This is a genomic window from Rhizobium sp. Root708, assembly GCF_001429725.1.
Lineage (GTDB): Bacteria > Pseudomonadota > Alphaproteobacteria > Rhizobiales > Rhizobiaceae > Rhizobium.
In genome coordinates, this window is sequence record NZ_LMHV01000044.1 from 1 (window position 1) to 26,465 (window position 26,465).

The window sequence follows — 26,465 nt, forward strand, 5'->3', positions numbered from 1 at the left end:
GGTTCGCTAAATCTGCTCGTCTTCATCAAAATCTCCTCGATCATAAAGCCCGAGAAAATTCTACTTTTGAAGCCCGTTAATTTGCGGGGGGATTACCAATCGAACTGGCTATCGCAGCCCCGTCATCGGACATGGTCGCCGCTTGAATTGCCGCCAATAGCGCGGCGCGGCGATCTTGCAGCGTCGCGCTTCTCGTATCCAGATAGACCATTAGCCGCGCCATATGATCCCGACGGGTTTCTTCTCGACGTGCATAGAGGGAAAATTCGTCTGGAGCGGCGCCGATCTGGTCAGCAACATACTTCAACATGGCGCGAGCCGGAGTTTCTTCTGCTCTAAGCACTCGACCCGGGTATCGCATCAGACATAGCTGGATGGCAAAGCCGAGCCGATTGTGATTACGTCTCCGCAGTTCGATCTCCAGGCGATCCGCCAATGACAACGAATAGTGCAGGATTAAGCTGTCCTCGTCGACTGGGATATCGACAAGCTTCCGGCGATCCTGGTCTTTGAGAAGCTTGCGCTTTGCCATCGCCCGACTCCATTCATGACCAATCTGAGTGAAGCGTTGCCGAGTCGGGCCGGACAGAGAAATCAAAACTGGCGCATGTCGATGGCAATCCACAGAGATCGGATGTTGCACATCCGATCTAAGGCATCGTTCCGGTTTCGTTCGGCCTTAGCGTACGATTTCGGACTGCTCTTGTTCTGACCCCACCCAAGCCTCAGCAGCTTTGGGACACCTCAGGTCTCGTCATTCGACGTGTGTGGCCTACCAATGCAGGCCGTCTGCCCCTAGCGAATAACTTCCGCCGGCTCATTTGGCGTGTCGCTTGTCAACCATAAAGGCGCTGCACACCCGATTCTGCTAAATGGTATGGAATTAGCTGAGCGCGGTCGACGGCGTGCTCCGACAGTTTGAATTGAGATACCAGCGCATTTAATGCACCTACCTCGTGTGCCAACCCATGGCTGGCCGCCGTGGTTTCCTCCACCATTGCCGCGTTCTTCTGGGTATCCTGATCCATCTGATTGACGGCAGCATTGATCTGCTGGAGGCCAGATGATTGCTCCTGGGCGGTTTCCACGATTGCGGCGACATGGTGATTAATTTTCTGTACCTCTAGGACGATGTTCTCCAGCGCGCGCCCGGTCTCCTTAACGAGATGCACCCCCTTCTCGACCTGCCCGTTCGATGTGTTAATTAAGATCTTGATTTCTTTCGCGGCCTTAGCCGATCTTTGTGCCAGATCCCGTACTTCCTGCGCAACCACTGCAAATCCCTTTCCGGCTTCCCCTGCGCGGGCGGCCTCGACGCCAGCGTTCAGGGCGAGAAGATTTGTTTGAAAGGCAATTTCGTCGATGACTCCAATGATACATGAAATCTCAGATGATGATTTTTCAATTTGCTCCATTGCTGCAATAGCGGTAGAAACGATTTCTCCAGAGTCCTCAGCGTTTTGCTTTGTATGGGAAACCAAGTCGCCCGCGTCTCGAGCGCGTTCCGCTGACAATTTGACAGTTATGGTGACTTCCTCGAGTGCTGCCGCAGTTTGTTCGACGGCCGCTGCTTGCTGCTCCGTGCGTTTGGCAAGATTGTCGGCCGCGGAGCGAATTTCCCTCGCCCCGACATCAATGTTTGTCGTACTGCCGACGACTTGAGAGAGAGCAGCCTCCAGCTTGTCAGCCGCGACATTAAAATTATCACGCGCCGACACAAGGCTCTCTACAAACTGATCATCTATGCGGTACGACAAGTTGCCTTCCGATAGCTGCAGAAGTCCCGTTGCTAGGCGGTCTACGGCGAACTGTAGCTCAAGAGCCTCTTTCGCCTTTCGGTCTTCTTGATCAATGCGCTGCATGTCGGAAAGTTTGCGGTTTGTTTCCGCGTCCGTCTGCAATCGTTGACGTTCTACGGCATTTTCACGGAAGACGTGGACAGCGTTCATCATGTCGCCAATTTCGTCACGTGGTATCTTGGCGTCGAAATCTACATGCATGTCGCCATCCGCCAGGCTTCTCATGAGCGAGGAAAGTTTCCGAACAGGATTCACGATCATCCGATTAATGAGCCATCCGAGGATGAAGACAAGCGCGAGAACGGCCACGAATGCGATGGCCATGGCGACGAGCTGTCGCTCGACTGGCGCGCTGATTGCGGCTATCGGCACATCCACTACTGCGACCCAAGTTACGTTGAAATCGGGTATTTTGAAGGGGAAGAACATTCGCCTCACCACAGTTCCATCCGACCATTTGTAGCCGTTCACGAATTGCGGAGTGCCAGAGGCTAGAGCAGCTTTCAATTCCGCGCTTCCTTCAGCTTCCCCATATGGCTTGGTGAGAAGGGAGGTGTCAGAATTAACAATCCAGCTACCCGTCTGCGATAGAAGGCCGATCCTTCCTGTTCCCATCGGGTTCATCTCGGCAATATTCCGAGAGAGGTGGGTCAAGTTCAGGTCGTAACCCTGGAGGGCTATTTTTTTCCCATCGACGAGAATGACCCGTCCGGAGGTAATAATAACCGGATGGCTCGCAATTGGAGAGATCCACGGTTCGGTCAAGATCCACTGCTGCGATGTCTCAACCGGCACTCGATACCAGTCGGCTGTCTTCACCCGCTCGAAGATAGTTTGTGTTAGAGAGCCATCATCCTCACGCGTGATCGCTATCGAAACGAAACCCTCCTTGTTGATAGGGGCATTCTGAGCATCGCTGCTAAGACTCGAGGGAAATTCCGATCCGGGCAAGGAGAGGAACCAGGCATTGTACCGATCCGGAAATGCATCCATCTGCGCTTGCATCGCATTCCTAACCGAAATGGGATCGAGCATTCCTTGTTGATATTGCATCCCTAGTAAAGCGACTGTACTTTCAGTCAAGCCTTTGTACTCTGCAATCAAAGCGTTGACATGGTTCGAAGCCTGGGCGGCTTCTTCGCTCATAATTTTATGGGTCATCTCTTCCAAGTTGGACTTTGAGCTTGCCCATAGGAAAATTCCTGCTGGAACCAGTACCGCAGCGAGCAGGAGGCTCATTGCGATGAGAATCTTGGTCCGAATTGACCTGTAAGCCGATGCGTTCATCAAAGTTTCCCCAAAATTCGCGGAGCTAACAAAACGAAGGTCACTGCAGGTGTCGAAGTTTGTCTGTAGACGCTCAATAAATAAATCTTAATAAGCGTGCGTTTGCCTGCGCACTGTTCTATTACTAAATCTCATAATAAGAGATTAACGAGAAAGTAGCGTACGGTGGGCAACCTTGCACCCGTCTTAGCGGCAAGGAAGTATCGTCTCTTTGCTCCTCAATCCCTGCTGTGCGACAGCGCGTCTTGTCCTCTTCCAGCCTGCGCTTGCAAATCCTCAACCAAAGCAACACCATCCGTTCCTGCCTTCGCTTATAAATTACGACGTTCTAGCTTGAGCTTGCCGCTTTTGTAGAAGTTGTTTGCGCCGTTGGACCTACTTGAGCCTCAGCAAATGATTGTTCATAGCTGGTATCGCGGTAAACCCCGCGATACCAGCGCCCCGCATTTTCAGCAGGTTAGGACGTTTGATGCCGCGCTCGTTCATCTCGCGCGGAAAAATCTCATTGTTGTCATCGTTCAACGAGCTTCTTTCCCATCACCACGCCTTCGAAATATTTGCCTTGAAGCAGGCGCAGTGGAATTGTCGATCGAATGCAAGCTTATTCAGTTCGCCCCGCGTAACTTACCCGATTGGCCCATCTGTCGACCTCCTTATTTGTGAATCCTCCACGTCACTTCGCTCGATCGATCCCATCACGTCACCCGCAACTCCCAGCAAAAAGAGTGTTCAGGAATACTTCAATGCGGCGACTAATCGATTTTATGCCATTTTGTGAGATTTTCTTATTGCGAAAGTGCGTGGGACGCGTCTATCTCGTCGATCGTCAGCAAATACGGTCCGACGACCGAAAATGCCCTCGTGAACGACTGCCCGTAGGAGAGATCAATCGATGCCAGTGGAGCAAACTTTCGTGCACGCGACTAGTGATGTATCGATAGCGCGTCCGCGCTTCACCTTCGATGAAGTGCAGGCGATATATTATCTGCCGTTTAATGATCTGCTCTTCCGCGCTCAAAGTGTGCACCGGAAGAATTTCGATCCCAACGCCGTTCAGTTGAGCCGGCTGCTGTCGATCAAGACGGGTGGCTGTGCCGAAGACTGTGGCTATTGTAGCCAATCCGCCCACGCACCGACCGGTTTGATCGCCTCGAAATTGATGGATAGTGAAAGCGTCGTTGCGGAGGCACGAAAAGCCAAGCAAACAGGCGCCACTCGCTATTGCATGGGCGCGGCGTGGAGAAGCCCCAAAGATCGTGATATGGGCGCCCTGGTTGCGATGGTGGAAGGCGTCAAGGCGTTGGGGCTGGAGACGTGCATGACGCTCGGAATGCTGAGCGAGCAGCAAGCGGGTCGCCTGGCGGAGGCTGGCCTCGATTACTACAATCACAATATCGACACGTCCGAGCATTTCTATCCGGAAATCATCACGACGCGGATCTTCGAAGATCGCCTCGAAACCCTTGAGCGCGTTCGAGCTGCAGGGATGAAGGTTTGCGCCGGCGGAATCCTGGGCATGGGCGAAACGGTCGCCGACCGTATCTCCATGTTGCTGACACTCGCAAACTTGCCAGTTGCCCCCGAAAGTGTGCCAATCAACCATCTCATTCCCGTCCCGGGGACGAAACTCGCTAGCGCCAAGTCTGTCGACCCTATCGATTTCATAAGAACCGTTGCCCTGGCACGGGTTCTCATGCCGACCTCCCATCTGCGACTTTCTGCCGGACGAACGCAAATGAGCGATGAGATGCAGGCCCTCTGCTTCTTCGCGGGTGCGAACTCCATCTTTATCGGAGATACGTTGTTGACCGCGGATAACCCTGACGAAACGCATGACGACGGGCTGTTTCGACGTCTCGGGATCTATCCTGCGACAGTGGAACCGCGAGGGTGAGCGGCGGCTCGTTGCTGTCGGCCTATGCCGCTACGCTTGACGGTCTGGAGCGAAAGTCAAGACGACGGTATCTCACGCGTCAGGAAGGCGTTGATTTCACCTCAAACGACTTCTTGGCTCTCGCCGATGACGCCCGGATAAGGCTCGCAATTGCGCACGCGCTTCAAAGGGGTGTACCCATGGGCTCCGGCGGTTCGCGGCTCCTGCGCGGGAACCACCCGGAACACGAAGCCTTGGAACTGGAGGCCGCAAAATTTTTCGGTGCGGAACGCGCCCTCTTCTTCGCGAGTGGCTATGTTGCAAATTCCGCCTTGTTTTCGACTCTGCCACGTCGAGAAGACCTGATCGTCTATGATGCGCTTCTGCATGCGAGCGCACTTGATGGCATCAGCGCCAGTAAATCCGAAAGCCACGGCGTGCGCCATAACGATGTCACGGCCTTCGACGACGCGATCAAAGATTGGCGCCGTCGTGGGGGAAAAGGTCGTCCATGGATTGCCACCGAGAGCATCTTTTCTATGGACGGTGACAGAGGGGCGGTTGAGGAGCTCGCAACGCTGGCTGACCATCACGATGGCTTTCTCGTCGTGGATGAGGCTCATGCGACAGGGGTGTTTGGCAAAGGCGGGCGCGGCCTCGCCTGCGGCCTGGAGGGAAAGGAAAATGTCCTGGTGCTCCATACGTGCGGCAAAGCGCTCGGCGTCTCAGGCGCGATCCTGTCGTCGCCGGCTGTTCTGGTCGACTACATGATCAACAGGGCAAGGTCGTTCATCTATTCCACAGCGCCCTCCCCTCTCCTTGCATGCGCCGTTCGTGAGGCGTTGAAAATCATCGACGACGAGCCATTGCGCCAAAAAGCTCTGCATCGTCTGATTGGCGAGGTGGGAGACTTGTTGGCCGCCCATCTCGGCATTGCGCCAAGCGGATCGCAGGTCCAGCCGATAATCATCGGCGACAGCGCGCGCACGGTCAAAATTGCAAGAGAACTTCAGTCGAACGGCTTCGATGTTCGCGCCATCCGCCCGCCAACGGTTCCCGAAGGGACATCACGTCTACGTCTGTCGATAACCCTTCATGTCGCGGTGAGCCAGGTCAACGCCATGCTCGGTTGCCTGGCAGATGTTTTGAAGGTTTCAAGATGACACGGCTTCTCGTCTCCGGAACAGACACCGGGATCGGCAAAACGGTATTCGCGGCCGCGTTGGCTGGAGCTTTGAACGCGCGGTACTGGAAACCTGTGCAATCAGGTCGTGAAGGACTTACGGACAGTGAAGCTGTTGCAGAACTGAGCGGTTTGCCGTCTGCAAATATCTTGCAGGAAGCTTATCGTCTGTCGCTACCCGCTTCCCCTCACCTTGCCGCACGTCAAGAGGGTCTGATTATCGATCCATCGCGTTTGGTGCCGCCGGTCTGCGACGGGTCACTGGTGATCGAAGGTGCGGGTGGCCTGCTTGTTCCTCTCAATTCATCGGTGCTTTTCGCGGATGTGTTTGCGGAATGGCATTTGCCGATGATCCTTTGCGCCCGTACCGCGTTGGGCACAATTAATCACACGCTGCTTTCGATCGAGGCGGCTCGCAGGCGAAACATCCCACTTTTAGGCGTGGCGTTTATCGGTCCTGAAAACACCGATACCCAAACAACGATCGCGACGTTCGGCCAGGTGCCGGTTTTGGGCCGCCTCCCCTGGCTGGAACATCTGACCGGTGAGACGTTGCGCAGATCCTTCCAAGACAGCTTCGATGTCGGTTCATTCACGGGAGGATATTGTTGAGATCTTCTAGGGTCTGGCACCCGTTCACCCAACACGCTCTCGAAGCCCCGATGAGGAGGGTCCTGAAAACAGAAGGGGCTTTCCTCTTCGACGAAGACGGCCGACGCATCTTCGATGCCATCTCATCCTGGTGGGTCATTACCCACGGTCATCGTCATCCAGCGATCATGAACTCGATTCGCAAGGCGAGCGATCATTTTGATCAGGTCATTTTCGCTGAATTTACCCACGAACCTGCCGAGGCGCTTGCGGCGGGATTGATTGATCTCTCACCGCGCGGACTGCAGCACGTGTTCTTCTCCGACAGCGGTTCCACCGCGGTCGAGGTCGCAATCAAGATGGCGCTTGGAACATTCCATAATCGCGATATCAAACGCAATCGGATCGTCGTGATGGAAGACGCCTATCACGGTGACACGATCGGCGCCATGTCGGTCGGAGCGCGGGGGATCTTCAACGCGCCCTTCGAGCCTCTGCTTTTCGGTGTTGAGCGGATACCCTTCCCGGAGGCAGAACACGAGCAGATCAGCCTCGACGCCTTCGAAGCAAGCTGCCGCTCCGGAAAAATTGCGGCCATCCTCATAGAGCCCTTGATTGTCGGGGCGGGTGGGATGAAACCCTATTCGCCTTCAATCCTGCATGAACTGCGGGCGATAGCGCGCCGATATGGCTGCCTTTTTATTGCCGACGAAGTGATGACAGGGTGGGGACGAACAGGGACCCTGTTTGCGTGTGAGCAGGCAGACGTAAAGCCTGACATTCTCTGCACGTCGAAGGGCCTGACAGGCGGGTCCCTTCCTCTTGCCGCAACCCTTTGTACCGAAGACGTGTTCGAGGCGCACTTGTCGCAGGATCGACGGAAGACGTTTTTTCACTCCAGTTCCTATACGGCAAATCCAATCGCGTGCGCCGCAGCAGTGGCCAACCTCTCCGTCTGGAACGACGAGCCGGTCAGAGCAAGGCTGGCCGCGCTGTCTGACATGCACACGCATCACCTGCGGCGGTTCGAAGGCGATACGAGGTTTGCAAATGTCAGGCAATGCGGAACAATCGCGGCGCTTGACCTGAATGTCTCTTCGGGGGGCTACTTGGCAGAGGTCGGACCTCGGATGCGCAAGCTTTTTCGCGAGCGCGGCCTCCTCATACGCCCCCTTGGAAACGTCATTTACTTGATGCCGCCCTATTGCACGACAGCAGCGGAGCTTGCTCTCGCCTATGACGCGATCGATGAAGTGGCGTCGGAGATTATAAGGGAAAGAGCGCCATGACGCCGGTATCGTCTCGACTGGTCGGTTTTGGCCATGCGGTTCCTGGGCGGATTGTTGTCAATGCCGAGATCGAGCAGGTTCTCGGTCTTGAGGAAGGCTGGATTGAGAGGAGGACCGGAATCAAGCAACGTCATTGGGCTGAAAATGGTGACACGTTGACGGGACTTGCCGCCAAGGCAGGCAAGATGGCGCTCGACGATGCGGCGATGCCGGCAGATGATATCGCCCTTACGCTTCTTGCAACCTCTACGCCTGACCATTTGCTTCCTCCATCCGCCCCCCTGCTCGCACATAAGCTTGGACTGGCCAGTTCCGGCGCGGTCGACCTTGCCGGAGCGTGCTCCGGATTCCTCTATGCGCTGTCGCTTGCCGATGGCTTCGTGCGGGCGCAGGGTCGTCCCGTGTTGGTCGTGGCAGCAAACATTCTCAGTCGCCGGATCAATCTTGCGGAACGTGCAAGTGCCGTTCTGTTCGCAGACGCCGCCGGTGCCGTTATCCTGACACCTTGCGAGGACGCAACGAGTGGCCTAAGGGCCGCCAGCCTCACAAGCGATGGCAGCGGCTATGACCTGATTTCGATTTCCGCAGGCGGCAGCAGTCATCCCTTCTCTAGCCAAACATCGAGCGAGCAGACCTTGATGCGGCTCAGGGATGGTCGTGAGGTCTTTACGCGGGCTGTAAAAGTAATGACAGAGACATCCCGTCAGGTCGTCGCGCAGGCTTCAGCCAACTTCATGGATGTCGCGCGGTTCATTCCGCATCAGGCGAACACACGTCTATGTGACGCCGTCCGTCATAATCTTGGGGTGGACGAGGACCGCACTGTCAGCACGATCGCCGACTTCGGCAATTCCTCTGCTGCCACCATTCCTCTGTCTCTGTCGGTGCAACACCGAACGAAACCGATCGTCCGAGGAGAACGGCTGCTGATGACGGCCGCGGGTGCCGGTTTCAGTGGCGGCGCCATCCTCTTTGACGCCTGAACAGAAGGTACCAACAGACTTTGCTGGAGAGCTTACATGATCGCTGATCTTTTCGACAATAATCGAGCCTGGTCTGCCGAGCGCACGGCTGAAAGACCGGATTATTTCGAGAGGCTCTCAAAACTTCAGCAACCTGAATATCTATGGATCGGCTGTTCGGACAGTCGCGTACCGGCTAACGTCATTACCGGCCTTCAGCCAGGCGAGGTATTTGTCCATAGAAACGTCGCCAACCTTATTCATCACACCGACTTCAACATGCTTTCAGTTCTGGAGTTTGCCGTCCGCGAACTCAATGTGAAGCATATTATAGTCTGCGGGCATTATGGCTGCGGTGGGGTGCGCGCCGCCGTCGGCGGCCAGACCCTCGGACTTATCGATCACTGGCTTCAGCCAATCCGGGACACTGCGGACCGCCATTTCGGATGTCGGGAATGTGGAAAATGGAGTGAGCCCGAAATCGACAGGCTCTGCGAAACATCAGTCGTCGCTCAGGTCGAACGTCTGGCACGCACTCCGACGATGCAAACTGCCTGGCGCAGCGGCCGACAAGTGGCGATACACGGCTGGATCTACGGCATCAAAGACGGGATCCTGTCGGATCTCAACTGCACGGTAAGCGGCTGCGCAGAGCAGACTGAAAACGAGCTTTAACGGGAACAACCTTTGAGCAAATTCGTGATCGGGCAACGACACGGCTGTGAAACCAGCCGTGTCGTTGCCGTTTTCTAGGCAATTTGAGGGAGCAACTCGCCCATCATTTTCTTGGCATCACCGAACAACATCCTCGTGTTCTCCTTGTAGAACAGCGGGTTCTCGATACCGGAATAGCCGGTGCCCTGGCCGCGCTTGGACACGAACACCTGCTTGGCCTTCCAGACTTCCAGAACCGGCATGCCCGCGATTGGAGAGTTCGGGTCTTCCATTGCAGCAGGATTGACGATGTCGTTGGAGCCGATGACGATGACGACATCTGTTTCGTGAAAATCCTCGTTGATCTCGTCCATCTCAAGCACGATGTCGTAAGGCACCTTGGCTTCGGCGAGCAGCACGTTCATGTGACCGGGCAGGCGGCCGGCAACCGGGTGGATCGCGAAGCGGACGGTCTTGCCGGCGGCGCGCAGCTTGCGTGTCAACTCGGAAACGGCCTGCTGCGCCTGTGCCACCGCCATGCCGTAGCCCGGCACGATGACGACGCTGTCGGCATCGTTGAGCGCGGACGCCACGCCCTCGGCGTCGATGGCGATCTGCTCGCCTTCGATTTCCATGGCAGGGCCGGTGGTGCCGCCGAAGCCGCCGAGGATGACGGACACGAAGGAGCGGTTCATTGCCTTGCACATGATGTAGGAGAGGATCGCACCTGATGAGCCGACCAGCGCGCCGGTGACGATCAGGAGATCGTTGCCGAGCGTGAAGCCGATGGCGGCGGCCGCCCAGCCGGAATAGCTGTTCAGCATCGAGACCACGACCGGCATGTCGGCGCCGCCAATGCCCGTGATCAGATGGTAGCCGATGAAGAAGGCGAGCAACGTCATCAGGATCAGCGTCCAGACGCCATCGCCGTTCACATACATGAGGAGCAGGATCAGCGACAGGATCGTAGCAGCCGCATTCAGGAAATGCCCGCCTGGCAGCTTCTTCGCCTTGCCATCGATCTTGCCGGCGAGCTTGCCGAAGGCGACGATCGAGCCGGTGAAGGTGATGGCGCCGATGAAGACGCCGAGGAACACCTCGGACTTCATGATGGCGACCTCGACCGGCGTCTTATGGGCGAGAATGCCGGCGAACCCGTCAAGTGCTGCGCGCGCCGCCTCGTCCATGCCGGCAATGCGCCATGCCTCGATATGGGCGTTGAAGCCGATGAAGACGGCCGCGAGACCGACGAAGGAGTGGAGTGCGGCCACCAACTGCGGCATCTCCGCCATCTGCACGCGGTTGGCCACGTAGTAGCCGGCGATGGAGCCGGCCAGGATCATCGGAAGAATGATGACCCAGTTACCCACGCCGGGGCCGAAGATGGTCGCGACAATGGCGAGCGCCATGCCGACAATGCCGTACCAAGCGGCGCGCTTGGCGCTTTCCTGACCGGAGAGACCGCCCAGCGACAGTATGAAAAGCACAGCCGCGGAGATGTAGGCGGCCGAAACGATACCAATCGTCATATTGAAAATCCCTTGATATCTTTGGCCCGATCAGGACTTCTGGAACATGGCGAGCATGCGCCGCGTGACAAGAAAGCCGCCCACGATGTTGATCGTCGCGACCAGAACCGACAGCGCGGCCAGAATGACGACCAGCCAGTTGCCTGAACCGATCTGCAGCAGCGCGCCGAGAATGACGATGCCCGAGATCGCGTTTGTCACCGCCATCAGCGGCGTATGCAGCGAGTGCGAGACGTTCCAGATCACCTGGAAGCCGATGAAACAGGCGAGCATGAACACCACGAAATGGTTCATGAAGCTTGCCGGGGCGTAAGCGCCGACCAAAAGCAGCAGCGCGGTGCCGATCAGAAGTAGGAAGCCCTGGCTCTTGGTCTGCGCCTTGAAGGCCGCGGCTTCGCGTACACGCTTTTCCGCAGGCGTCGGCTCGTTGGCCTTCTCCTTTGGCTTCTGGGCGGCGATCGCCTGGATCTTCGGCGGCGGCGGGGGGTAAGTGATGGCGCCCTCGAAGGCGACCGTGGCGCCGCGGATGACGTCGTCTTCCATGTTGTGGGCGAGCTTGCCATCCTTGGCCGGCGTCAGGTCCGTCATCATGTGGCGAATGTTGGTGGCGTAGAGCGTCGAGGACTGCGCGGCCATGCGGCTCGGGAAATCGGTATAGCCGATAACGATCACGCCATTGTCGGAGACGATGCGCTGATCGGCGACCGTGAGGTCACAGTTGCCGCCACGCTCCGCCGCGAGATCGATGATGACGGAACCCGGCTTCATGGCGGTGACCATATCGGCCAGCCACAGCTTCGGCGCGTCGCGGCCGGGGATCAGCGCGGTGGTGATGACGATGTCGATCTTGAGAGCCAGTTCGCGGAACTTCTCCAGCTGCTTCTCGCGGAACTCCGGCGAGGAGGGTGCTGCATAGCCGCCGGTGGCGGCGCCATCCTGCTGGCTCTCGTCAAAATCGAGAAAGACAAACTGGGCGCCCATGCTTTCGATCTGCTCGGCCACCTCGGGGCGAACGTCGAAGGCATAGGTGATGGCACCGAGCGAGGTGGCGGTGCCGATAGCGGCAAGGCCGGCGACACCGGCGCCGATGACCAGCACCTTGGCCGGCGGAACCTTGCCGGCGGCAGTGACCTGGCCGGTGAAGAAGCGGCCGAAATTGTTGCCGGCTTCGATGACGGCGCGGTAACCGGCGATGTTCGCCATGGACGACAGAGCGTCCATCTTCTGGGCGCGCGAAATGCGCGGCACCATGTCCATGGCGATGACGTTGGCACCTGTCGCCTTCGCCTGCTCGAGCAGGGCGGTGTTCTGGCCGGGGTAGAAGAATGAGATCAGCGTCCTGCCAGGCCTCAACTGCTCAGCTTCGGACGGCTGGGGTGGGCGCACCTTCACCATGACATCACAGGAGGACCAAACCTCTGACGCTGACGACAGGACCTCAACGCCTGCCGCGCGGTACGCGTCATCTGCAAATCCTGCGGCCAGACCAGCACCGGTTTCGATCGAACAATCATATCCAAGTTTCTGTAGCTCGATAGCGCTGTCAGGGGTAAGTGCCACCCGCGCTTCATCCCGATGGACTTCTCTACAGCTTCCAATCTTCATCGTCATCGAGTTCCCCTCCTGCGCATCCGGTCGCGATGCGATGCGACCGTTCCGACATCAAATGCGGGGACCTCACAAGCAGACTTCAAAGCCGCTGTCCAGTACAGCAAGGCGTGTTATTCGGCTCGAAACCGATTTTGGAAATTATCTAAATCGATTTTATTTTCAATGGCTTGCAGAGCTGTCATAGCATTGAGCTTTCACAGCCGGTTTGCGTGATCGCGGCCGGACAGCGAAAGGCTTCGCACAGATGTTAAAGCGGAATTTATACGGGGATCTGCTGCAGCAGGCGCTCGCTACCGGCCTGCAGTCTGTCCTGCATGCTGCAGATGGCTCACAATAGAGAAATATCGTTTTCGCCTATGAGAACGCCCTCGTCGGAAAATGGACAGCTAGGTTCCGACGCCACGTTTCTATTGTCGCGAGATTGGCGACGTGAAGCTCAGAGGAAACTATCTGGTTTTGTCCTGCTGATCGTTCGAGAGCTGAGGCGTGTCATCACCCTCAGCGATGCCTTTCTTGAAGTTCTTAATCCCTCCGGCAAGATCGCCCATGAGTTCCGGGATCTTACCGCGCCCGAAGAACATCAGCACGACAACAAGGACGATCAGCCAGTGCCACAAGCTTAGAGAACCCATTCTTACTCCATTCAATCTTGAACTCGCGCTCACGCTCAAGAGCAGAGCAAGCGAACCTTTTAGCGTTGGATAGGCGTTGGAACTATAACTGTTTTCTGCTTGCCGTCATGAGCAGTGTTCATCAATGAATTGACGGCTTGAAAGCCTGCTCAGCGTTTGCTGTAGTTCTTCGAAACGCTTTTCAGTGGTTCAGAGCGGTAGGAGTTCGCGAAGCCAGCTCTTTCGAGCCTCACCGTGCAGTGCGTGACGACTGGGATCTCCTAACGCTTTATGGAGCGTTGCATGTAAGGGCGCGATTGATGCACGGCGTTGCATGACGTCATAAGTTTTGCTCATGAATATTGTCGATCTTGGCGCTGCAGATCGAGCTAAACGCTGGTTTTCGTTAAAGAGCAGATCTTTGATCTTCGACCATTGTAGCCCACTGCGGCAAAGCGACCGGTTGCGAACAACCCTGCTGAGCCTTGAGGCGGCTGGAAAAAACCTGAAGCAATCGATAAGGGGCATGATGCGTTCTCGCACAAAAAGGTAGCCCGTGGGTATCGACTTCAATTCCGAACTGCATGCCCGTCCGTCGATTTACTTCGAGGGGCCGAGCTTGGTTGAACACGTAGCTTTGCTGCCGCTCCCGCTCGCCCTTGCCTCGCAACGGCATTCGCCGTCCGTGGTCGTTGAAGCAGATACGTCCGATGTCAGGACCCAGATCGAGCATCATACCGAATTTACCACGGTCACGCGTGTTTCTCCGATATCCAGTGATGCTCAGCGTTGGCCGCAAAGCCTGGCGACAAATACCGAGCTTGCCGATCTTGCGGGATTACAAGATGGTCGCCTGATTTGCCGCATCGCGATTTTTGTCACCGGACCGGCACGTGACGAACTAGGACCGCTGCTGCGCGAACTCGATTTCGGTGACACCGCAGCCTCTTATGTCGGCGGAGGCGCTGCTCAAGTCTGCTCGGACTTTCGCGTCCGATCGGACGAAACGAGCCGCATCGTCGTTTTCAACAAGGACCTCAATCCCTATCGCCTCGGGCGAATGGTCAGACGCCTGTACGAGATAGAGACCTACAGAGCGATGGCGTTGCTCGGACTTTCCGATGCAAAGCGTGTGTCGGCAAGCCTAGCGGAGTTCGATGCTCGCCTGGTCGCGTTGACCAGCCGAAACCTTAAGACCGGCGCCCTGGAACATAAATCATTGCTGGAAGATATCTCGCTTTTGTCGGCGCAGGTCATCTCATCGACGGCTGAAACGAGAAACCGGTTCGGGGCCACCGCCGCGTATGCGCAGATTGTCGATGAGCGCATCGCGGAACTGCGTGAGCATCACGTTCCTGGTTTTCAACGCTATGGGATCTTTATAACCCGCCGATTCAAGCCGGCGATGCGAACCTGCGCCGCTACGTCCTTGCGTCTTGAACAGCTTTCCCACGCGACGATGCACCTTCTAGATCTGCTCCAAACCCGCATTCAGGTGGAAATCGAGTATCAGAACGCGACGCAAATCCAGGTGATGGCAAACCGCGCGGCGACGCAGCTTAAGATTCAAAGGGCGGTCGAGGGTTTTTCGATCATTGCCATCAGTTACTACCTGCTCAATCTCATCAAGGAGGTTGCCGAAACGCTGGAGCTTGCAGGGCAGCACGTCAGCCCGCTGATCATGTTGGTGTCAATTCCGATCGTGATTTTCGGCGTGTGCCTCGCGGTGCTGCGCGTCAAGCACGCTTTGAAGACCGAGCCATGACCTGTTCAACTACGTAAGGCGCACCCGCTCTCGCTGGCAAACAGCATGTTATGGGGTTGTCGGCAACACATCTTCCGAGATCCCACTTGACAAACTAGATCTCATAATAAGAGACTAATTAACAATTGAAACCCTCTGTGCACCGGAAACAGCCAGACACAGTGGAGCGGCAATCCAGGGCGATACGCCCAAGTGATAAAACGATCATAGATTATTGGGAGGACATAATGGAATACCGACTGCTGGGTAATACGGGATTGAAAGTCTCGACGATCACCATGGGCACCATGACGATCGGCGGCAAGAACTGGGCGAAGATGACGGGCGAGCTCGAAGTGAATGAGGCGCGCCGGCTTGTCGATCTTTGTGTCGATAAAGGCGTCAACCTGATCGACACGGCTGACATATACTCTGATGGCCGATGCGAGGAGATCCTGGGCGAAATCATCGGCGGCCCCCGCAGGAACGGTTTGCTCATCGCCACGAAGGCGCGCTTCCAGATGGGCGCAAGTCCCAATGATAGCGGTGCTTCACGCTACCATCTTATCAACGCCTGCGAAGCCAGCTTAAAGCGCCTGAAGACCGATGTCATCGACCTTTACCAGTTGCATGAACGTGATGGACTGACGCCTCTCGAAGAGACTATGGAAGCATTGGACACGCTCGTGCGTCAGGGCAAGGTACGATATGTGGGCTGCTCCAATTTCTCAGGCTGGCACATCATGAAGGCCCTAGGGATCAGCGAGCGCGAGATGCGCGCACGGTTCGTTAGCCAGCAGATCCACTACACGCTGGAGTCGCGCGACGCCGAGTACGAACTCATCCCCATCAGTATCGACCAGGGACTGGGTGTGCTCGTGTGGGCACCGATTGCCGGTGGTTTGCTGTCGGGCAAGCATCGGCGCAATCAAGCGACGCCTGAAAACACCAGACAGTTCGCCGGGTGGACGGAACCGCCGATCCGCGATGAAAACCGCCTCTGGAACATCGTCGATGAACTTGTCGCGATTGGCGAAAGCCGGGGCGTCTCAGCAGCGCAAGTTGCCCTCGCCTGGACGCTTGGACGCACCGGTGTCACGTCGCTGATCGTCGGCGGCAGAACTGAGGCGCAGTTTGTCGACAATCTCGCGGCGGCTGATTTGAAACTCTCCGATGAAGAACGGGCTCGGCTGGACCGCGTCAGCCAGCCGCCTCTCATTTATCCCTACTGGCACCAGCTGAATGCCCAAGACCGCCTCAGTGAGGCCGATCTCTCTCTCATCAGGCCGCATCTGGGCAATTGATCAACGATGATATGAAGCCGGTCAGCCCCTGCTGAGGCTGGCCGGAACCCAAGCTCTGAAACTTTAACAGAAGCGAGCGCGCACAATACCTGATTACGGAATCGAATAACATGTGACTGCCTCATTGTGTGACGGAGGAGAAACACAATGGATCCCAGAAAACTTCTGTACATGAAATCTGTCGTTGACCACGGAAGCTTCAGAAAAGCAGCAAAGGAGCTGCAGGTTTCCCAGCCAGCGCTTTGTTCGTCGATGGATCGGCTGGAAGCCTCGCTTGGCGTCAAGCTTCTGGAGCGCGGTCCAATGGGGGTTGTTCCAACCTCCGCTGGCGAAATGCTCTATTCCAGAGCCTGGTTCATCCAGGACGAAATCGATGTTGCGGAAAAGCAGATACGCGCTCAATCGCAAGGCACGGCGGACCGCTTGACTGTCGGCGCGATTGTCAGCCTTGTCGCCCATGTCGTTCCAAACGCCGTCTGCAAGTGGCGCCTGGACTACCCTCATCTTCCGCTCAGGATCTTTGAGAACGCCCATCCGGAATTACTGGTTGGTTTGCAGCGATCGGAACTTGACTTCATTATCGCGCAGACGGGTTGTTTCGACAATATCGAAGGTATCAAGCAGCGCGTCTTGTTCAGGGACCGTCTTGTTGTCCTTTGCAGATCGGACCATCCAGCTCGGACGGGCAACATTGCCTGGTTTGAGCTCATGCAATATCCGTGGGTCACGCATCTGGTCGGCCGCAATATCTCTCCCGTCGAGCAGGTCACGTCCGATGAGCAGGTCGATGTCCCGACGCAAATGACCGAATGCAACTCCGTGAATTTCATGAAAACGGTGATCCAAAACTCCGATCACCTCGGAATGCTTCCGGAGCATGTCGTCAACGAGGAACTTGCGAGCGGCAAGCTCGTTGCTCTGCCGATTACCTCAAGGATCATGAGCCGGGACATCGCCGTATTCTTCCGCGAACGCTCATTCCTGGACGTGGCCCGCCGCAAGTTCATCGAAACCGTCGCCGAAGTGGGTGTTCTTCTTGACAGGAAGGCTCGGGGTCTGAGGCATTGAATGGAAGGCTCCGGACAAGCGTCCGGAGCGCTGGCGTCATCGCTAGGAAGAGCTGCCGATTGTAGCGTCAGGTGTCGATATAGACCGTCTTCGTGTACAAATATGTGTCAAGGTGAGCCTTGCCACCCTTGGCGCCGTAGCCGCTGTGCTTCGTCCCTCCGAAGCCCACCAGAGGGTCGACAAGCCCATAGCAGTTCACCCACATGACGCCAGTATAGATGTGACGGACGACATTGAGTGCGGTCGAGATGTCGCGCGACCAGACAGCTCCGCCTAGTCCGTATTCCGTCTGGTTCGCGAGGCTGATCGCCTGGTCTTGGGTATCGAACGGAATGACCGACAGGACCGGACCAAAAATCTCTTCCTGGGCAATCCTCATACCGTTATCGACATTGGAAAAGATCGCTGGCTTTACGAAAAAGCCTTCAGACAGATCACCACCCGGTCGATCTCCGCCATAGACAAGCTGCGCGCCCTCTTCAGATCCGAGCTTGATGTACGACATGACGCGATCGAGCTGTTTAGCCGAGATCAACGGGCCCAGCTGAGCGCTGGGGTCAAGACCGTGTCCGACACGGATCGTCTTGGTAAAGGCGGTGAGGCGTTCGCAGAACTCCGGCACGATCGACCGTTGCACGAAGACGCGCGTTCCCGCGTAGCAAACCTGGCCGGAATTTGCAAAAACGGCCATGGCTGCGCTCGGAACGGCCTTGTCGAGATCGGCATCGGCAAACACAATATCGGGCGACTTGCCGCCGAGTTCAAGCTGCAGCCTTTTGATGTTGACTGCCGATGCTTCGATGATCTTGCGTCCGGTGACCGTAGATCCCGTGAACGCTATTCTGTCGACGCCTGCGTGTGCGGCGAGCGCAGCCCCGGCGACGCTGCCATGTCCTGTCACGACACTGATAACACCCTCGGGCATTCCCGCTTCATGCAACAACGCAACGGTGCGCAGGACCGAAAGTGATGCGTCTTCTGCGGGCTTGAGCACAGCCGTGCAGCCGCTTGCAAGCACCGCGCCGATAATCCACCACTGGCTGCCAAGTGGTCCGTTCCAAGGGATAATGCCGCCGATCACGCCAACTGGCGCTTTCAAGGTCATCGAGTGAACCGCCCCCGGCAGGCTGTTGGGCAGCGTTTCACCCGAAACTGAGCCGCACTGCGAAGCAAAAAAGGCGATGACTCGCAAAACGAAGGATTTAAAGCCCAAGGTGCGCGACAACGGCGCACCCATGTCCATGGTTTCGATCTGGGCAAGCTCCTCGAAATTGGCGTCGATCACATCGTGGATCCGGTGGAGCAAAGTCTGGCGCTCGTAGGGCGTCCATAGCCGCCAGCTGCCTTCGAATGCCGCGCGCGCAGCCGCCACGGCTGCATTGACGTCGCTTTCATCGCCTTGCGACAATCGTGCGAGGACATGGCCCGATGATGGGTCATAGGTCTCGAAAGTCTTTCCCGATAGCGACGGCGTGTCCTTGCCATTGATCAGGTGAAGAAACCGGTCCTGCGCCAGGAACTTGGTTGTTGCGGCAGAAAGTGGGGTGCGGGTTGTCGATTGGCTCATCGCTCGTTCCTCGGCTTAGTACATTTCGAATGCGAGTGTCGGTCTGGCTGCTCTAGGGAATGAAAACCCCTTTGCCGCTGCTTTGCTTGTTGAACAGTCTGTAGGCTTCTTCCGCCTGGTCCAACCGCCATCGCTGCGTGAAAAGCTGGTCGAGATCAATGCCCCGCTCCACCACAAAGTCTGCGCAGGCGCGCTGTGCCTGGATCGACATCGTCCAGGAGGCAATGACGTTGAGTTGCCGGCGCAGCACCTGAGACAAAGTCATTTTAAATTCAGCGCCAAGCCCCACCAGACCGATCGTACCCCAGGCGCGCGCAATACGCACGGCATCGAGAGATGCTTGAACCGCTCCCGACGTTTCGAGGACCTTACTGGCCCCCTTCCCCTGCGTGTGTTCCTTGACCGCCTCGACGACATCTTCCTTGCTCGGGTTGACAGCGTGGTCGGCTCCGAACGCCTTTGCGACCGCAAGCCGCTCCTCATCGATGTCGACAGCGATCACCTTTGCGCCCTGCGCCTTTGCGATTAGCGTAGCGGACAGGCCGACCGGTCCCTGCCCGAAGACGGCGACTGCATCGCGCCCGGTCAAACCCATGCGCTCGAACGCACCCCACGCCGTTCCCGTGCCGCAGGATATCGCAGCACCAGCAACGAAACTCAGTCGCTCGTCCAGGGGAACAAGAGTGTCCGCCCTCACCTTCATGTATGGCGCGTGAGCGCCGTGCCCATCAATGCCATAGACGGTCACCGGGACCTCTTCACACATCTGGGGCCAACCGGAATTGCACTGTTGGCACCCGGCGCAGCCGGCATAATGATGAACCATCACGCGCGCACCGATGCGCGCATGCGGCGCGACAGAACCAGGCCCAACCGCCACAACCACACCGCAAGGCTCGTGTCCCCTGATCAGTTCGGCGGAAATTACCCCCGCAGCGGAACGATATTGATGGAGGTCGCTTCCGCACATGCCGGAAGCCTTGATCTCCAGCACCACCTCCCCTGGTCCCGGCGTTGGGTCAGGAAAATCGGCAAGGCAAACTCCACAATCACCGGTAAAGACGATACCCTGCATTGGATCTCCCTCCTCATGTGCTGAACCGCATCCCGAGGCACATAAAGCCATCGGCGCTCCCTTTGGATGGCAGAGCAACGGGCGGCGTGCAAGGTTAGACACACCATGGCGATACCCCAGTGTTATCGCCTGTCGGCGCCTCGCGTTGCGATAGAGGCGCTTTGCCACATAAGCTGTCACTTGGTTGGATGCACCAGGCTCCACCACGCTTAATAGCGCGTCGGTCATCTGCTGAAAGCCAGGAGGAGGCCCAGCATAGTTGACGACGCCGAATGGAGGAGAAAACCAATGCGACTAACAAGATTGATCATGGCGATTGTGGCGATGGCAGCGGTGTCGCCGGGTTTGGCGGCACGCGCGGCAGGGTTTCCCGAACATCCCGTCAATGTCATCCTGCCTTATCCGACGGGTACAGGACCCGATACCGTTATGCGCCTTGTTGGAGACAAGCTTAAGGGCTACTGGGGTCAACCGGTTACGATCGAAAACAGGCCCGGCTCCAACTATTGGAGCGCAGTTGACGCCTTCAAGCGTGGCAAGCCTGACGGCTACACATTGTTCCAGACCGAAAACTGGATGATCGCCCTTCAGCGACACATCTTCAAGAAGTTACCCTACGATCCCGACAAGGATTTCGTACCGGTCGCGCCGATGTTCCAGGCCACCTACTTCCTGACGGTCGCAGCCGATTCTCCGTGGAAGACCGTGGCCGACGTTGTCACTGCTGCAAAGGCGGATGATGGCAATATCACATTTGGCTCATCTGGTGTCGGAAGCGCCATGCACATGGGTGGCGCAAAGTTGCAAAACGCCACCGGCATCAAGTTGACGCATGTCCCAGTGAAGGAGACCCCCCAGATCTTCGTCCAGATCGCCAATGGTGAATTGGCGATGGCATTTGGTACGGCCTCCACGGCTGGGCCGATGCTGCGCGCCAACAAGGTCAAGTTCATCGCCATTGCCGATAAGGTCCGCAATCCCAACTTCCCTGAAATCCCGACCTTTTCAGAAGCGGGCGGGCCTGCCGATTTCGTTCACAAGTCCTGGCTCGCGCTATATGCGCCGGAGGGGACGCCGAAGGCGATCGTCGACAAGATCAATGCCGATGTCAGCCGCGCTCTGCACGAGCAGGACGTTGAAGCAAAGCTGGCATCGATCGGCTTTACGGCCTGGACGAGTTCGCCCGAGGAGCTGGCGGAGACGCTTGCGGAGGAAACACGGGCAATGGGCGAGATCGCCAAGAGCCAGAACATCTCGCTCGATTGATGATCGGCAGCAGCATCGATCGGAGCATGAGCCTCATCATGCCCGGTCGATGTGGCAGCTAACGGGAGATTGGTCATGCGACTGGATCTACGCGGAACAAGAGAATTATGGCTAGGCTTGATCTATGCCAGTTGTGGCGTTGCCGGCGTCGTCCTTAGCCGGGACTATGCCTTTGGAACCGCGGCACGGATGGGACCAGGCTTCTTTCCGACCATCATATCCGTTCTCCTGCTTGTGTTTGGGGTCATAGCAGTCGTGCGCTCCCTTCTCATCGACAGCGAGATGCCCGGCACCCTGGCCTGGCAATCTGCGGCCTTGATCATCGGCGCGCTCGGCGCCTTCGCCTACCTGATTCCTCGTATCGGCTTTGTCGGGGCAAGCATCGCACTGGTTCTGTTGTGCGCTTTGGCGAGCGCGCGCTTCCGGCTTTCGTTGGCGACCTCGCTTGCGGCACTTGCGCTGATTGCCGCATGCGTCTTCGTCTTCATCGACGGCCTCGGCGTCCAGATGCAGGCTTTCGGTCCCTGGCTTCAGGCGCTGGCGCCCGCTCAATCAAATTAAGGGCCTTCGCGATGGACATCCTGTCAAATCTCCTGATCGGCGCAGAATCGGCGCTTTCGATGGCCAATCTTTTCTACTGCTTGATAGGCGTCCTGCTTGGGACGGCAATCGGCGTTCTCCCTGGCCTTGGCCCGACCACCACCATCGCGATGCTACTGCCGCTGACGGCAGGGTTGCCAGCAGAGTCCGCCATGATCATGCTCGCAGGAATTTATTACGGTTCGCAGTACGGTGGATCGACGACAGCGATCTTGATCAATCTGCCGGGAGAGACGACGTCGCTGGTGACGGCGCTCGACGGCTATGAGATGGCAAAGCGGGGTAAAGCCGGACGGGCGCTGGCCGCCGCCGCCATTGGTTCGTTTGTGGCGGGAACGATTGCGACTTTGATCATCGCACTCTTTGCCCCGCCGCTCGCCGCGCTCGCGCTGAGCTTCGGGACACCGGAATATTTCTCTCTTCTGGTGCTCGGACTGGTATCCTCCATCGTCCTCGCTCATGGTTCGCTGTTCCACGCCGTCGCAATGGTGCTGCTGGGCCTACTACTCGGCATGGTCGGCACGGATGTCAATTCCGGGATAGCCCGCTACACCTTTGGCATCCCTGAATTGTCCGACGGGATAGGGTTCGTACCGCTGGCGATGGGAATGTTCGGCATCGGCGAGATCATCGCCAACCTAGAGCACGAGACATCCCGGCAAACGCTTGTCAAGAAGGTGAACGGCCTGCTTCCGACCCGCGAGGATCTTGTCCGGATGACGGCGCCGGTTCTGCGCGGCACAGTCCTAGGATCGGTGCTTGGCCTGCTGCCGGGGGGAGGCATGCTGCTTGCCTCGTTTGCGTCCTATTCGCTGGAAAAGAAAGTCTCCAGAAACCGGGCCGAATTCGGTCACGGCGCGATCGAAGGGGTGGCCGGACCGGAAGCCGCCAATAATGCAGGGGCGCAGACTTCGTTCATCCCGATGCTGACGCTGGGCATTCCGGCAAATTCGGTGATGGCTTTGATGATTGGCGCGATGATCATCCAGGGCATCCAGCCTGGACCAAGCGTCATGACCGAACAGCCAGGTCTATTTTGGGGACTGGTCGTGTCGATGTGGGTCGGCAATCTCATGCTTGTCGTCTTAAACCTGCCGCTCATCGGCATCTGGGTAAAGATGATCTCGATCCCTTACCATTTTCTGTTTCCGGCGATCATTCTCTTTTGTGCCATCGGCGCCTACAGTCTCAGCAATTCGACATTCGATATTTACCTGACAGCCGTATTCGGCATTGCGGGCTATGTTCTGCGCAAATTGGATGCCGAGCCGGCGCCGATGCTGCTTGCATTCATCTTGAGCCCGATGCTGGAAGAGTATTTGCGTCGCGCACTTCTCGTTTCCCACGGCGATCCAAGCGTCTTTGTCACGCGACCTGTCAGTGCCACCCTTCTGTTTATCGCTGCTGCACTGATGGTTGCGGTCTTTTTGCCGGTCTTGAGAAGAAACCGGAAACTAGCGTTCCAAGATGCGGATTAAACCAACAGGAGGACTGGAATGACGACGATTCATGATTTCAAGGGTAAGGTGGCGTTCGTAACTGGCGCCGCTGGTGGGATTGGGCGAGCTACAGCCGTTGCTTTTGCTCAAGCTGGCGCCGCCGTTGCGCTTGTCGACATCGATCAGGCGGGCTGCGATGCCTCGGCTGCCGCTGTTCGCGACGCCGGAGGCAATGGCCTGGCATTGCGATGTGACTTGACGGTCGAAAGCGACATCCTGTCTGCGCTTGATCGTACCGAACAAGAGTTCGGTGGTCTTGATTTCGCATTCAATAACGCCGGCAAATATCAGAATGTCGCGTCCGCAGCAGACATCACTGACCAGGAATGGCGGCAAATCATCGATATCAACGTCACCAGCACGTTCCTATGCATGCGCAACCAGATACCAAGGATTCACAAACGCGGCGGCGGTGCGATCGTCAATACCTCCTCGGGCGCAGGTATCATGGGTATCAAAGGGGCTGCGGCCTATTCCGCAGCGAAGCACGCCGTGATTGGCTTGACCAAATCCGCCGCTCTTGACTATGCCGAGACCGGCGTCCGCATCAATGCTGTCTGCCCGGGAATTGTGCACACGAGCATGGCCGTGGAAGTTTCCGGCGGTACTACGGAAGGTCTGGCCCGCATGGCGGCTGAGGAGCCCGTTGGCAGGCTCGGTCGCCCCGAAGAGATCGCGTCGGCGGTCCTGTGGCTATGCTCGAGCACAGCAGGCTTTGCAATCGGTCACGCGTTGGTGGTGGACGGCGGCCACACCATTGGTGCGATCACGTCGCAAGGCGATCGGCTCGCCGAAGTCATCGGACGCGGGCGATAGACCGACGCCGCCTACAGCAACGTGTCGGGTGTGATCGGCAAATTGCGGATCCGCTTGCCCGTGGCGTGATAAACAGCGTTGGCGATGGCTGGCGCAATCCCCGCCATTGCCAATTCACCGATCCCCTTTACGCCAAGTGAATTGACGTGATGATCTTCCTCGTCGACGAAGATCACATCAATGTCGGGCGGGCAATCAGCGTGGACCGGGACCGCGTATTCAGCGAAATTTGCGTTGACGACACGACCGGTCCTCTTGTCGACCACGGCATGTTCCATCAACGCCATTCCGATCCCGCCGATCATGCCACCGACACATTGGCTGCGGGCAATCTTCGGGTTCACGATAAGCCCGGCGCCATAAGCTCCCACCATTCGACGCACACGCACTTCACCCAGATCCCTATCGACGCCGACCTCGGTGAAAATCGCGGAAAAGGCGTTCATCGAATAGCGCTCACCGCTATCGCCAGGCTGAACCTCGACCAGACAGTCGATCGGGCGGTCCAAGATTTCTAACGCCCGTGCAAAATCTTTGGCACCGGTATAGGCTATCGCCTCGGCCTTAACGCGCTCGCAAGCAGCTTTGACAGCACTGCCAACACTTGCCATCGTCATCGATCCACTGTGGATCGGAGCCCTTGGAAGTCTGTTGTCGCCCAGTTTGAACAGCACTTTGTCGAGGGAAAGCCCGAGCGTTTGCGCTGCGACTTGCGTCATCGACGTATATGTCCCCGGTCCCATGTCGCTCGCTGCACTTGAGACCTCCGCCCTCCCATCAGGAAAGAGCTGCGCTCTCGCTGATGCTGTGGCGACATAGACCGGATAAACGCCGCTAGCCATTCCCCAACCAATCAGCCACTGACCGTCAATCATCGAGCCTGGACGAGGATCGCGCCTGTCCCAACCGAAACGTTCGGCACCAAGGCGGTAACATTCCCTTGTTGAACGGCTCGAAAAAGGCAGATTGACCGATTGATCGAATGGCGGTTCGTTTAAAAAGCGCAACTGCACAGGGTCGATCCCTGTTTGCGTTGCCAGCTCGTCGATCGCAGATTCCAGAGCGAAAAGTCCGCTGGCCTCGCCTGGACCACGCATGTAAGTCGGCGTGTGAACGTTCAACGGGGACAGCCGATAGCGCGTGTAAAGGTTTGGACAGGAATGCAAGATCTGCGTTGGAAGGAGAAGCGATTCCTTGTATTCCTCATAGGTCGACGTCTCATGACAGACCTCATGCCTCAGCGCGTCAATCTGTCCGGTACGGGACGCGCCGATTGAGAGCGTCTGTCGGCTTTGCGGGCGGTAGCCGGTCGCGTAATACATTTCTCGTCTTGTCAGCACGATCTTGACAGGACGATCGACGATTTTCGCTGCCAAGGCAGCGAGGATGACATGCGACCAGACGCGGGCGGCCGATCCGAACGCGCCGCCTACGAATGGCGATATGACACGAATATCGGACGCCTCGATACCGAACACCGCTGCGACTTCTTCCGCGACGTTGTGAACCCATTGGGTCTTGTCCCACAGGGTAAGCGCACTGCCTTCCCATCGAGCGATCGTGGCATGGGGTTCGATCGGGTTGTGATATTCTCGTGGGATTGAATAGGTCGTATTGATCTGAAGATCGGCCGCCTTCATCGCCAGATCGCAATCGCCGCGGATGGTTTCTTCCGGTGCGGGTTCGCCTGCAAGCGGATCTGTCGGGTCAGTCTCCGGGACGATCCCGAAATCCGTATCTGCGGCTTCAAGCACGTATTGAACTTTGACGAGGCGAGCGGCGCTGTCGGCTTGTTCAAGGGTTTGCGCCACGACCACCGCCAGAGGCTGTCCCTGATGGCTGATGCGCTCGTCCTGCAACACGTGGAGTCGTTCGCCGATCGCTGCGTCAGGGAGGCCCTTGTGAGGTCGATAAGGCAGTTTGGGTGTGTTTTGGTGCGTAAGCACGGCGATGACGCCGGTTAATTGCATGGCCGCTGCAACATCAATTTCCACCATGCTCCCGCATGCGATCGTGCTACGCACGACAACGGCGTGCACGAGCCCCGACACATCGAACTCTGCTGCGTAGCGGGCCTGCCCCGTGACCTTGGCTCGTCCGTCGACACGCGATGCAGCCATGCCGATTTGACCAGATT

The 26,465-nt window shown here is 57.3% G+C and carries 21 protein-coding genes and 1 pseudogene; 13 read left to right on the forward strand and 9 right to left on the reverse strand.

Going from position 1 to position 26,465, the window contains the following annotated elements:
* Positions 1 to 97 precede the first annotated feature (97 nt).
* The 3 genes and pseudogenes from ASE04_RS28250 to ASE04_RS30885 form a co-directional block, all read right to left on the reverse strand.
* A pseudogene (locus tag ASE04_RS28250) lies at positions 98 to 532 on the reverse strand (DUF4158 domain-containing protein); the annotation flags it as partial.
* A 304-nt stretch (positions 533 to 836) separates the two neighbouring features.
* Positions 837 to 3,086, reverse strand: coding sequence for a methyl-accepting chemotaxis protein (locus ASE04_RS28255; RefSeq protein WP_056825878.1), 2,250 nt, complete (start codon positions 3,084 to 3,086; stop codon positions 837 to 839).
* A 375-nt stretch (positions 3,087 to 3,461) separates the two neighbouring features.
* Positions 3,462 to 3,608 carry a hypothetical protein gene (locus tag ASE04_RS30885; protein WP_156408907.1) on the reverse strand — a complete coding sequence of 49 codons (147 nt, stop codon included), beginning with the start codon at positions 3,606 to 3,608 and terminating at the stop codon, positions 3,462 to 3,464.
* Positions 3,609 to 3,978: 370 nt separating this feature from the next.
* On the opposite strand from ASE04_RS30885, the gene bioB reads away from it, so the two are divergent.
* From bioB to ASE04_RS28285, 6 genes are read left to right on the forward strand one after another with little or no spacing between them, the layout of a single operon-like run.
* Positions 3,979 to 4,980 carry a biotin synthase BioB gene (gene bioB, locus ASE04_RS28260; protein WP_056825880.1) on the forward strand — a complete coding sequence of 334 codons (1,002 nt, stop codon included), beginning with the start codon at positions 3,979 to 3,981 and terminating at the stop codon, positions 4,978 to 4,980.
* Positions 4,977 to 6,122, forward strand: a complete 1,146-nt coding sequence (locus ASE04_RS28265) for an 8-amino-7-oxononanoate synthase (RefSeq protein WP_056825882.1) — start codon at positions 4,977 to 4,979, stop codon at positions 6,120 to 6,122. The genes bioB and ASE04_RS28265 overlap by 4 nt, the downstream gene beginning before the upstream one ends.
* Positions 6,119 to 6,754, forward strand: a complete 636-nt coding sequence (gene bioD / locus ASE04_RS28270) for a dethiobiotin synthase (protein WP_056825884.1) — start codon at positions 6,119 to 6,121, stop codon at positions 6,752 to 6,754. Before ASE04_RS28265 ends, bioD begins: the two co-directional genes overlap by 4 nt.
* Positions 6,751 to 8,022 carry an adenosylmethionine--8-amino-7-oxononanoate transaminase gene (locus ASE04_RS28275; protein WP_082597521.1) on the forward strand — a complete coding sequence of 424 codons (1,272 nt, stop codon included), beginning with the start codon at positions 6,751 to 6,753 and terminating at the stop codon, positions 8,020 to 8,022. Before bioD ends, ASE04_RS28275 begins: the two co-directional genes overlap by 4 nt.
* Positions 8,019 to 9,005 carry a beta-ketoacyl-ACP synthase III gene (locus tag ASE04_RS28280; RefSeq protein WP_056825889.1) on the forward strand — a complete coding sequence of 329 codons (987 nt, stop codon included), beginning with the start codon at positions 8,019 to 8,021 and terminating at the stop codon, positions 9,003 to 9,005. Before ASE04_RS28275 ends, ASE04_RS28280 begins: the two co-directional genes overlap by 4 nt.
* 36 nt (positions 9,006 to 9,041) lie before the next feature.
* Positions 9,042 to 9,659, forward strand: a complete 618-nt coding sequence (locus ASE04_RS28285) for a carbonic anhydrase (protein ID WP_056825891.1) — start codon at positions 9,042 to 9,044, stop codon at positions 9,657 to 9,659.
* A gap of 74 nt (positions 9,660 to 9,733) precedes the next feature.
* Here the strand turns inward: ASE04_RS28285 and ASE04_RS28290 are convergent, their stop codons facing one another.
* From ASE04_RS28290 to ASE04_RS28300, 3 genes are all read right to left on the reverse strand, one after another.
* Positions 9,734 to 11,167, reverse strand: coding sequence for an NAD(P)(+) transhydrogenase (Re/Si-specific) subunit beta (locus ASE04_RS28290; protein ID WP_056825894.1), 1,434 nt, complete (start codon positions 11,165 to 11,167; stop codon positions 9,734 to 9,736).
* A 30-nt stretch (positions 11,168 to 11,197) separates the two neighbouring features.
* A complete protein-coding gene (locus ASE04_RS28295) occupies positions 11,198 to 12,772 on the reverse strand; it encodes a Re/Si-specific NAD(P)(+) transhydrogenase subunit alpha (RefSeq protein WP_056826430.1) in 1,575 nt (524 codons plus the stop codon).
* Between the two features lie 452 nt (positions 12,773 to 13,224).
* Positions 13,225 to 13,410: a twin-arginine translocase TatA/TatE family subunit gene (locus tag ASE04_RS28300; RefSeq protein WP_056825896.1), complete on the reverse strand. Its 186-nt coding sequence runs from the start codon at positions 13,408 to 13,410 to the stop codon at positions 13,225 to 13,227.
* Positions 13,411 to 13,945: 535 nt separating this feature from the next.
* On the opposite strand from ASE04_RS28300, the gene ASE04_RS28305 reads away from it, so the two are divergent.
* From ASE04_RS28305 to ASE04_RS28315, 3 genes are all read left to right on the forward strand, one after another.
* Positions 13,946 to 15,154: a DUF3422 domain-containing protein gene (locus ASE04_RS28305; RefSeq protein ID WP_056825899.1), complete on the forward strand. Its 1,209-nt coding sequence runs from the start codon at positions 13,946 to 13,948 to the stop codon at positions 15,152 to 15,154.
* Between the two features lie 227 nt (positions 15,155 to 15,381).
* Complete coding sequence (locus ASE04_RS28310; protein WP_056825904.1) at positions 15,382 to 16,437, forward strand: aldo/keto reductase; 1,056 nt, start codon at positions 15,382 to 15,384, stop codon at positions 16,435 to 16,437.
* A gap of 147 nt (positions 16,438 to 16,584) precedes the next feature.
* A complete protein-coding gene (locus tag ASE04_RS28315) occupies positions 16,585 to 17,505 on the forward strand; it encodes a LysR family transcriptional regulator (protein WP_056825907.1) in 921 nt (306 codons plus the stop codon).
* Positions 17,506 to 17,572: 67 nt separating this feature from the next.
* Here the strand turns inward: ASE04_RS28315 and ASE04_RS28320 are convergent, their stop codons facing one another.
* Positions 17,573 to 19,072 carry an aldehyde dehydrogenase family protein gene (locus tag ASE04_RS28320; protein ID WP_082597523.1) on the reverse strand — a complete coding sequence of 500 codons (1,500 nt, stop codon included), beginning with the start codon at positions 19,070 to 19,072 and terminating at the stop codon, positions 17,573 to 17,575.
* Positions 19,073 to 19,124: 52 nt separating this feature from the next.
* Positions 19,125 to 20,147 (reverse strand): zinc-dependent alcohol dehydrogenase family protein, encoded by a 1,023-nt coding sequence (locus tag ASE04_RS28325; RefSeq protein WP_056825910.1) that lies wholly within the window; start codon positions 20,145 to 20,147, stop codon positions 19,125 to 19,127.
* A gap of 288 nt (positions 20,148 to 20,435) precedes the next feature.
* Between ASE04_RS28325 and ASE04_RS28330 the strand changes: the two genes are divergently transcribed.
* The 4 genes from ASE04_RS28330 to ASE04_RS28345 all read left to right on the forward strand — a co-directional run bounded on the left by ASE04_RS28330 (position 20,436) and on the right by ASE04_RS28345 (position 24,328).
* Positions 20,436 to 21,413 carry a Bug family tripartite tricarboxylate transporter substrate binding protein gene (locus ASE04_RS28330; protein WP_082597524.1) on the forward strand — a complete coding sequence of 326 codons (978 nt, stop codon included), beginning with the start codon at positions 20,436 to 20,438 and terminating at the stop codon, positions 21,411 to 21,413.
* A gap of 75 nt (positions 21,414 to 21,488) precedes the next feature.
* Entirely contained in the window at positions 21,489 to 21,974 is a 486-nt protein-coding gene (locus ASE04_RS28335; RefSeq protein WP_082597526.1) for a tripartite tricarboxylate transporter TctB family protein, read from the forward strand.
* Positions 21,975 to 21,985: 11 nt separating this feature from the next.
* Positions 21,986 to 23,491: a tripartite tricarboxylate transporter permease gene (locus ASE04_RS28340; protein ID WP_056825916.1), complete on the forward strand. Its 1,506-nt coding sequence runs from the start codon at positions 21,986 to 21,988 to the stop codon at positions 23,489 to 23,491.
* Positions 23,492 to 23,509: 18 nt separating this feature from the next.
* Positions 23,510 to 24,328, forward strand: a complete 819-nt coding sequence (locus ASE04_RS28345) for a glucose 1-dehydrogenase (RefSeq protein WP_056825919.1) — start codon at positions 23,510 to 23,512, stop codon at positions 24,326 to 24,328.
* 11 nt (positions 24,329 to 24,339) lie between these two features.
* Here the strand turns inward: ASE04_RS28345 and ASE04_RS28350 are convergent, their stop codons facing one another.
* Entirely contained in the window at positions 24,340 to 26,448 is a 2,109-nt protein-coding gene (locus ASE04_RS28350; protein WP_244490507.1) for a xanthine dehydrogenase family protein molybdopterin-binding subunit, read from the reverse strand.
* Between the last annotated feature and the right edge of the window lie 17 nt (positions 26,449 to 26,465).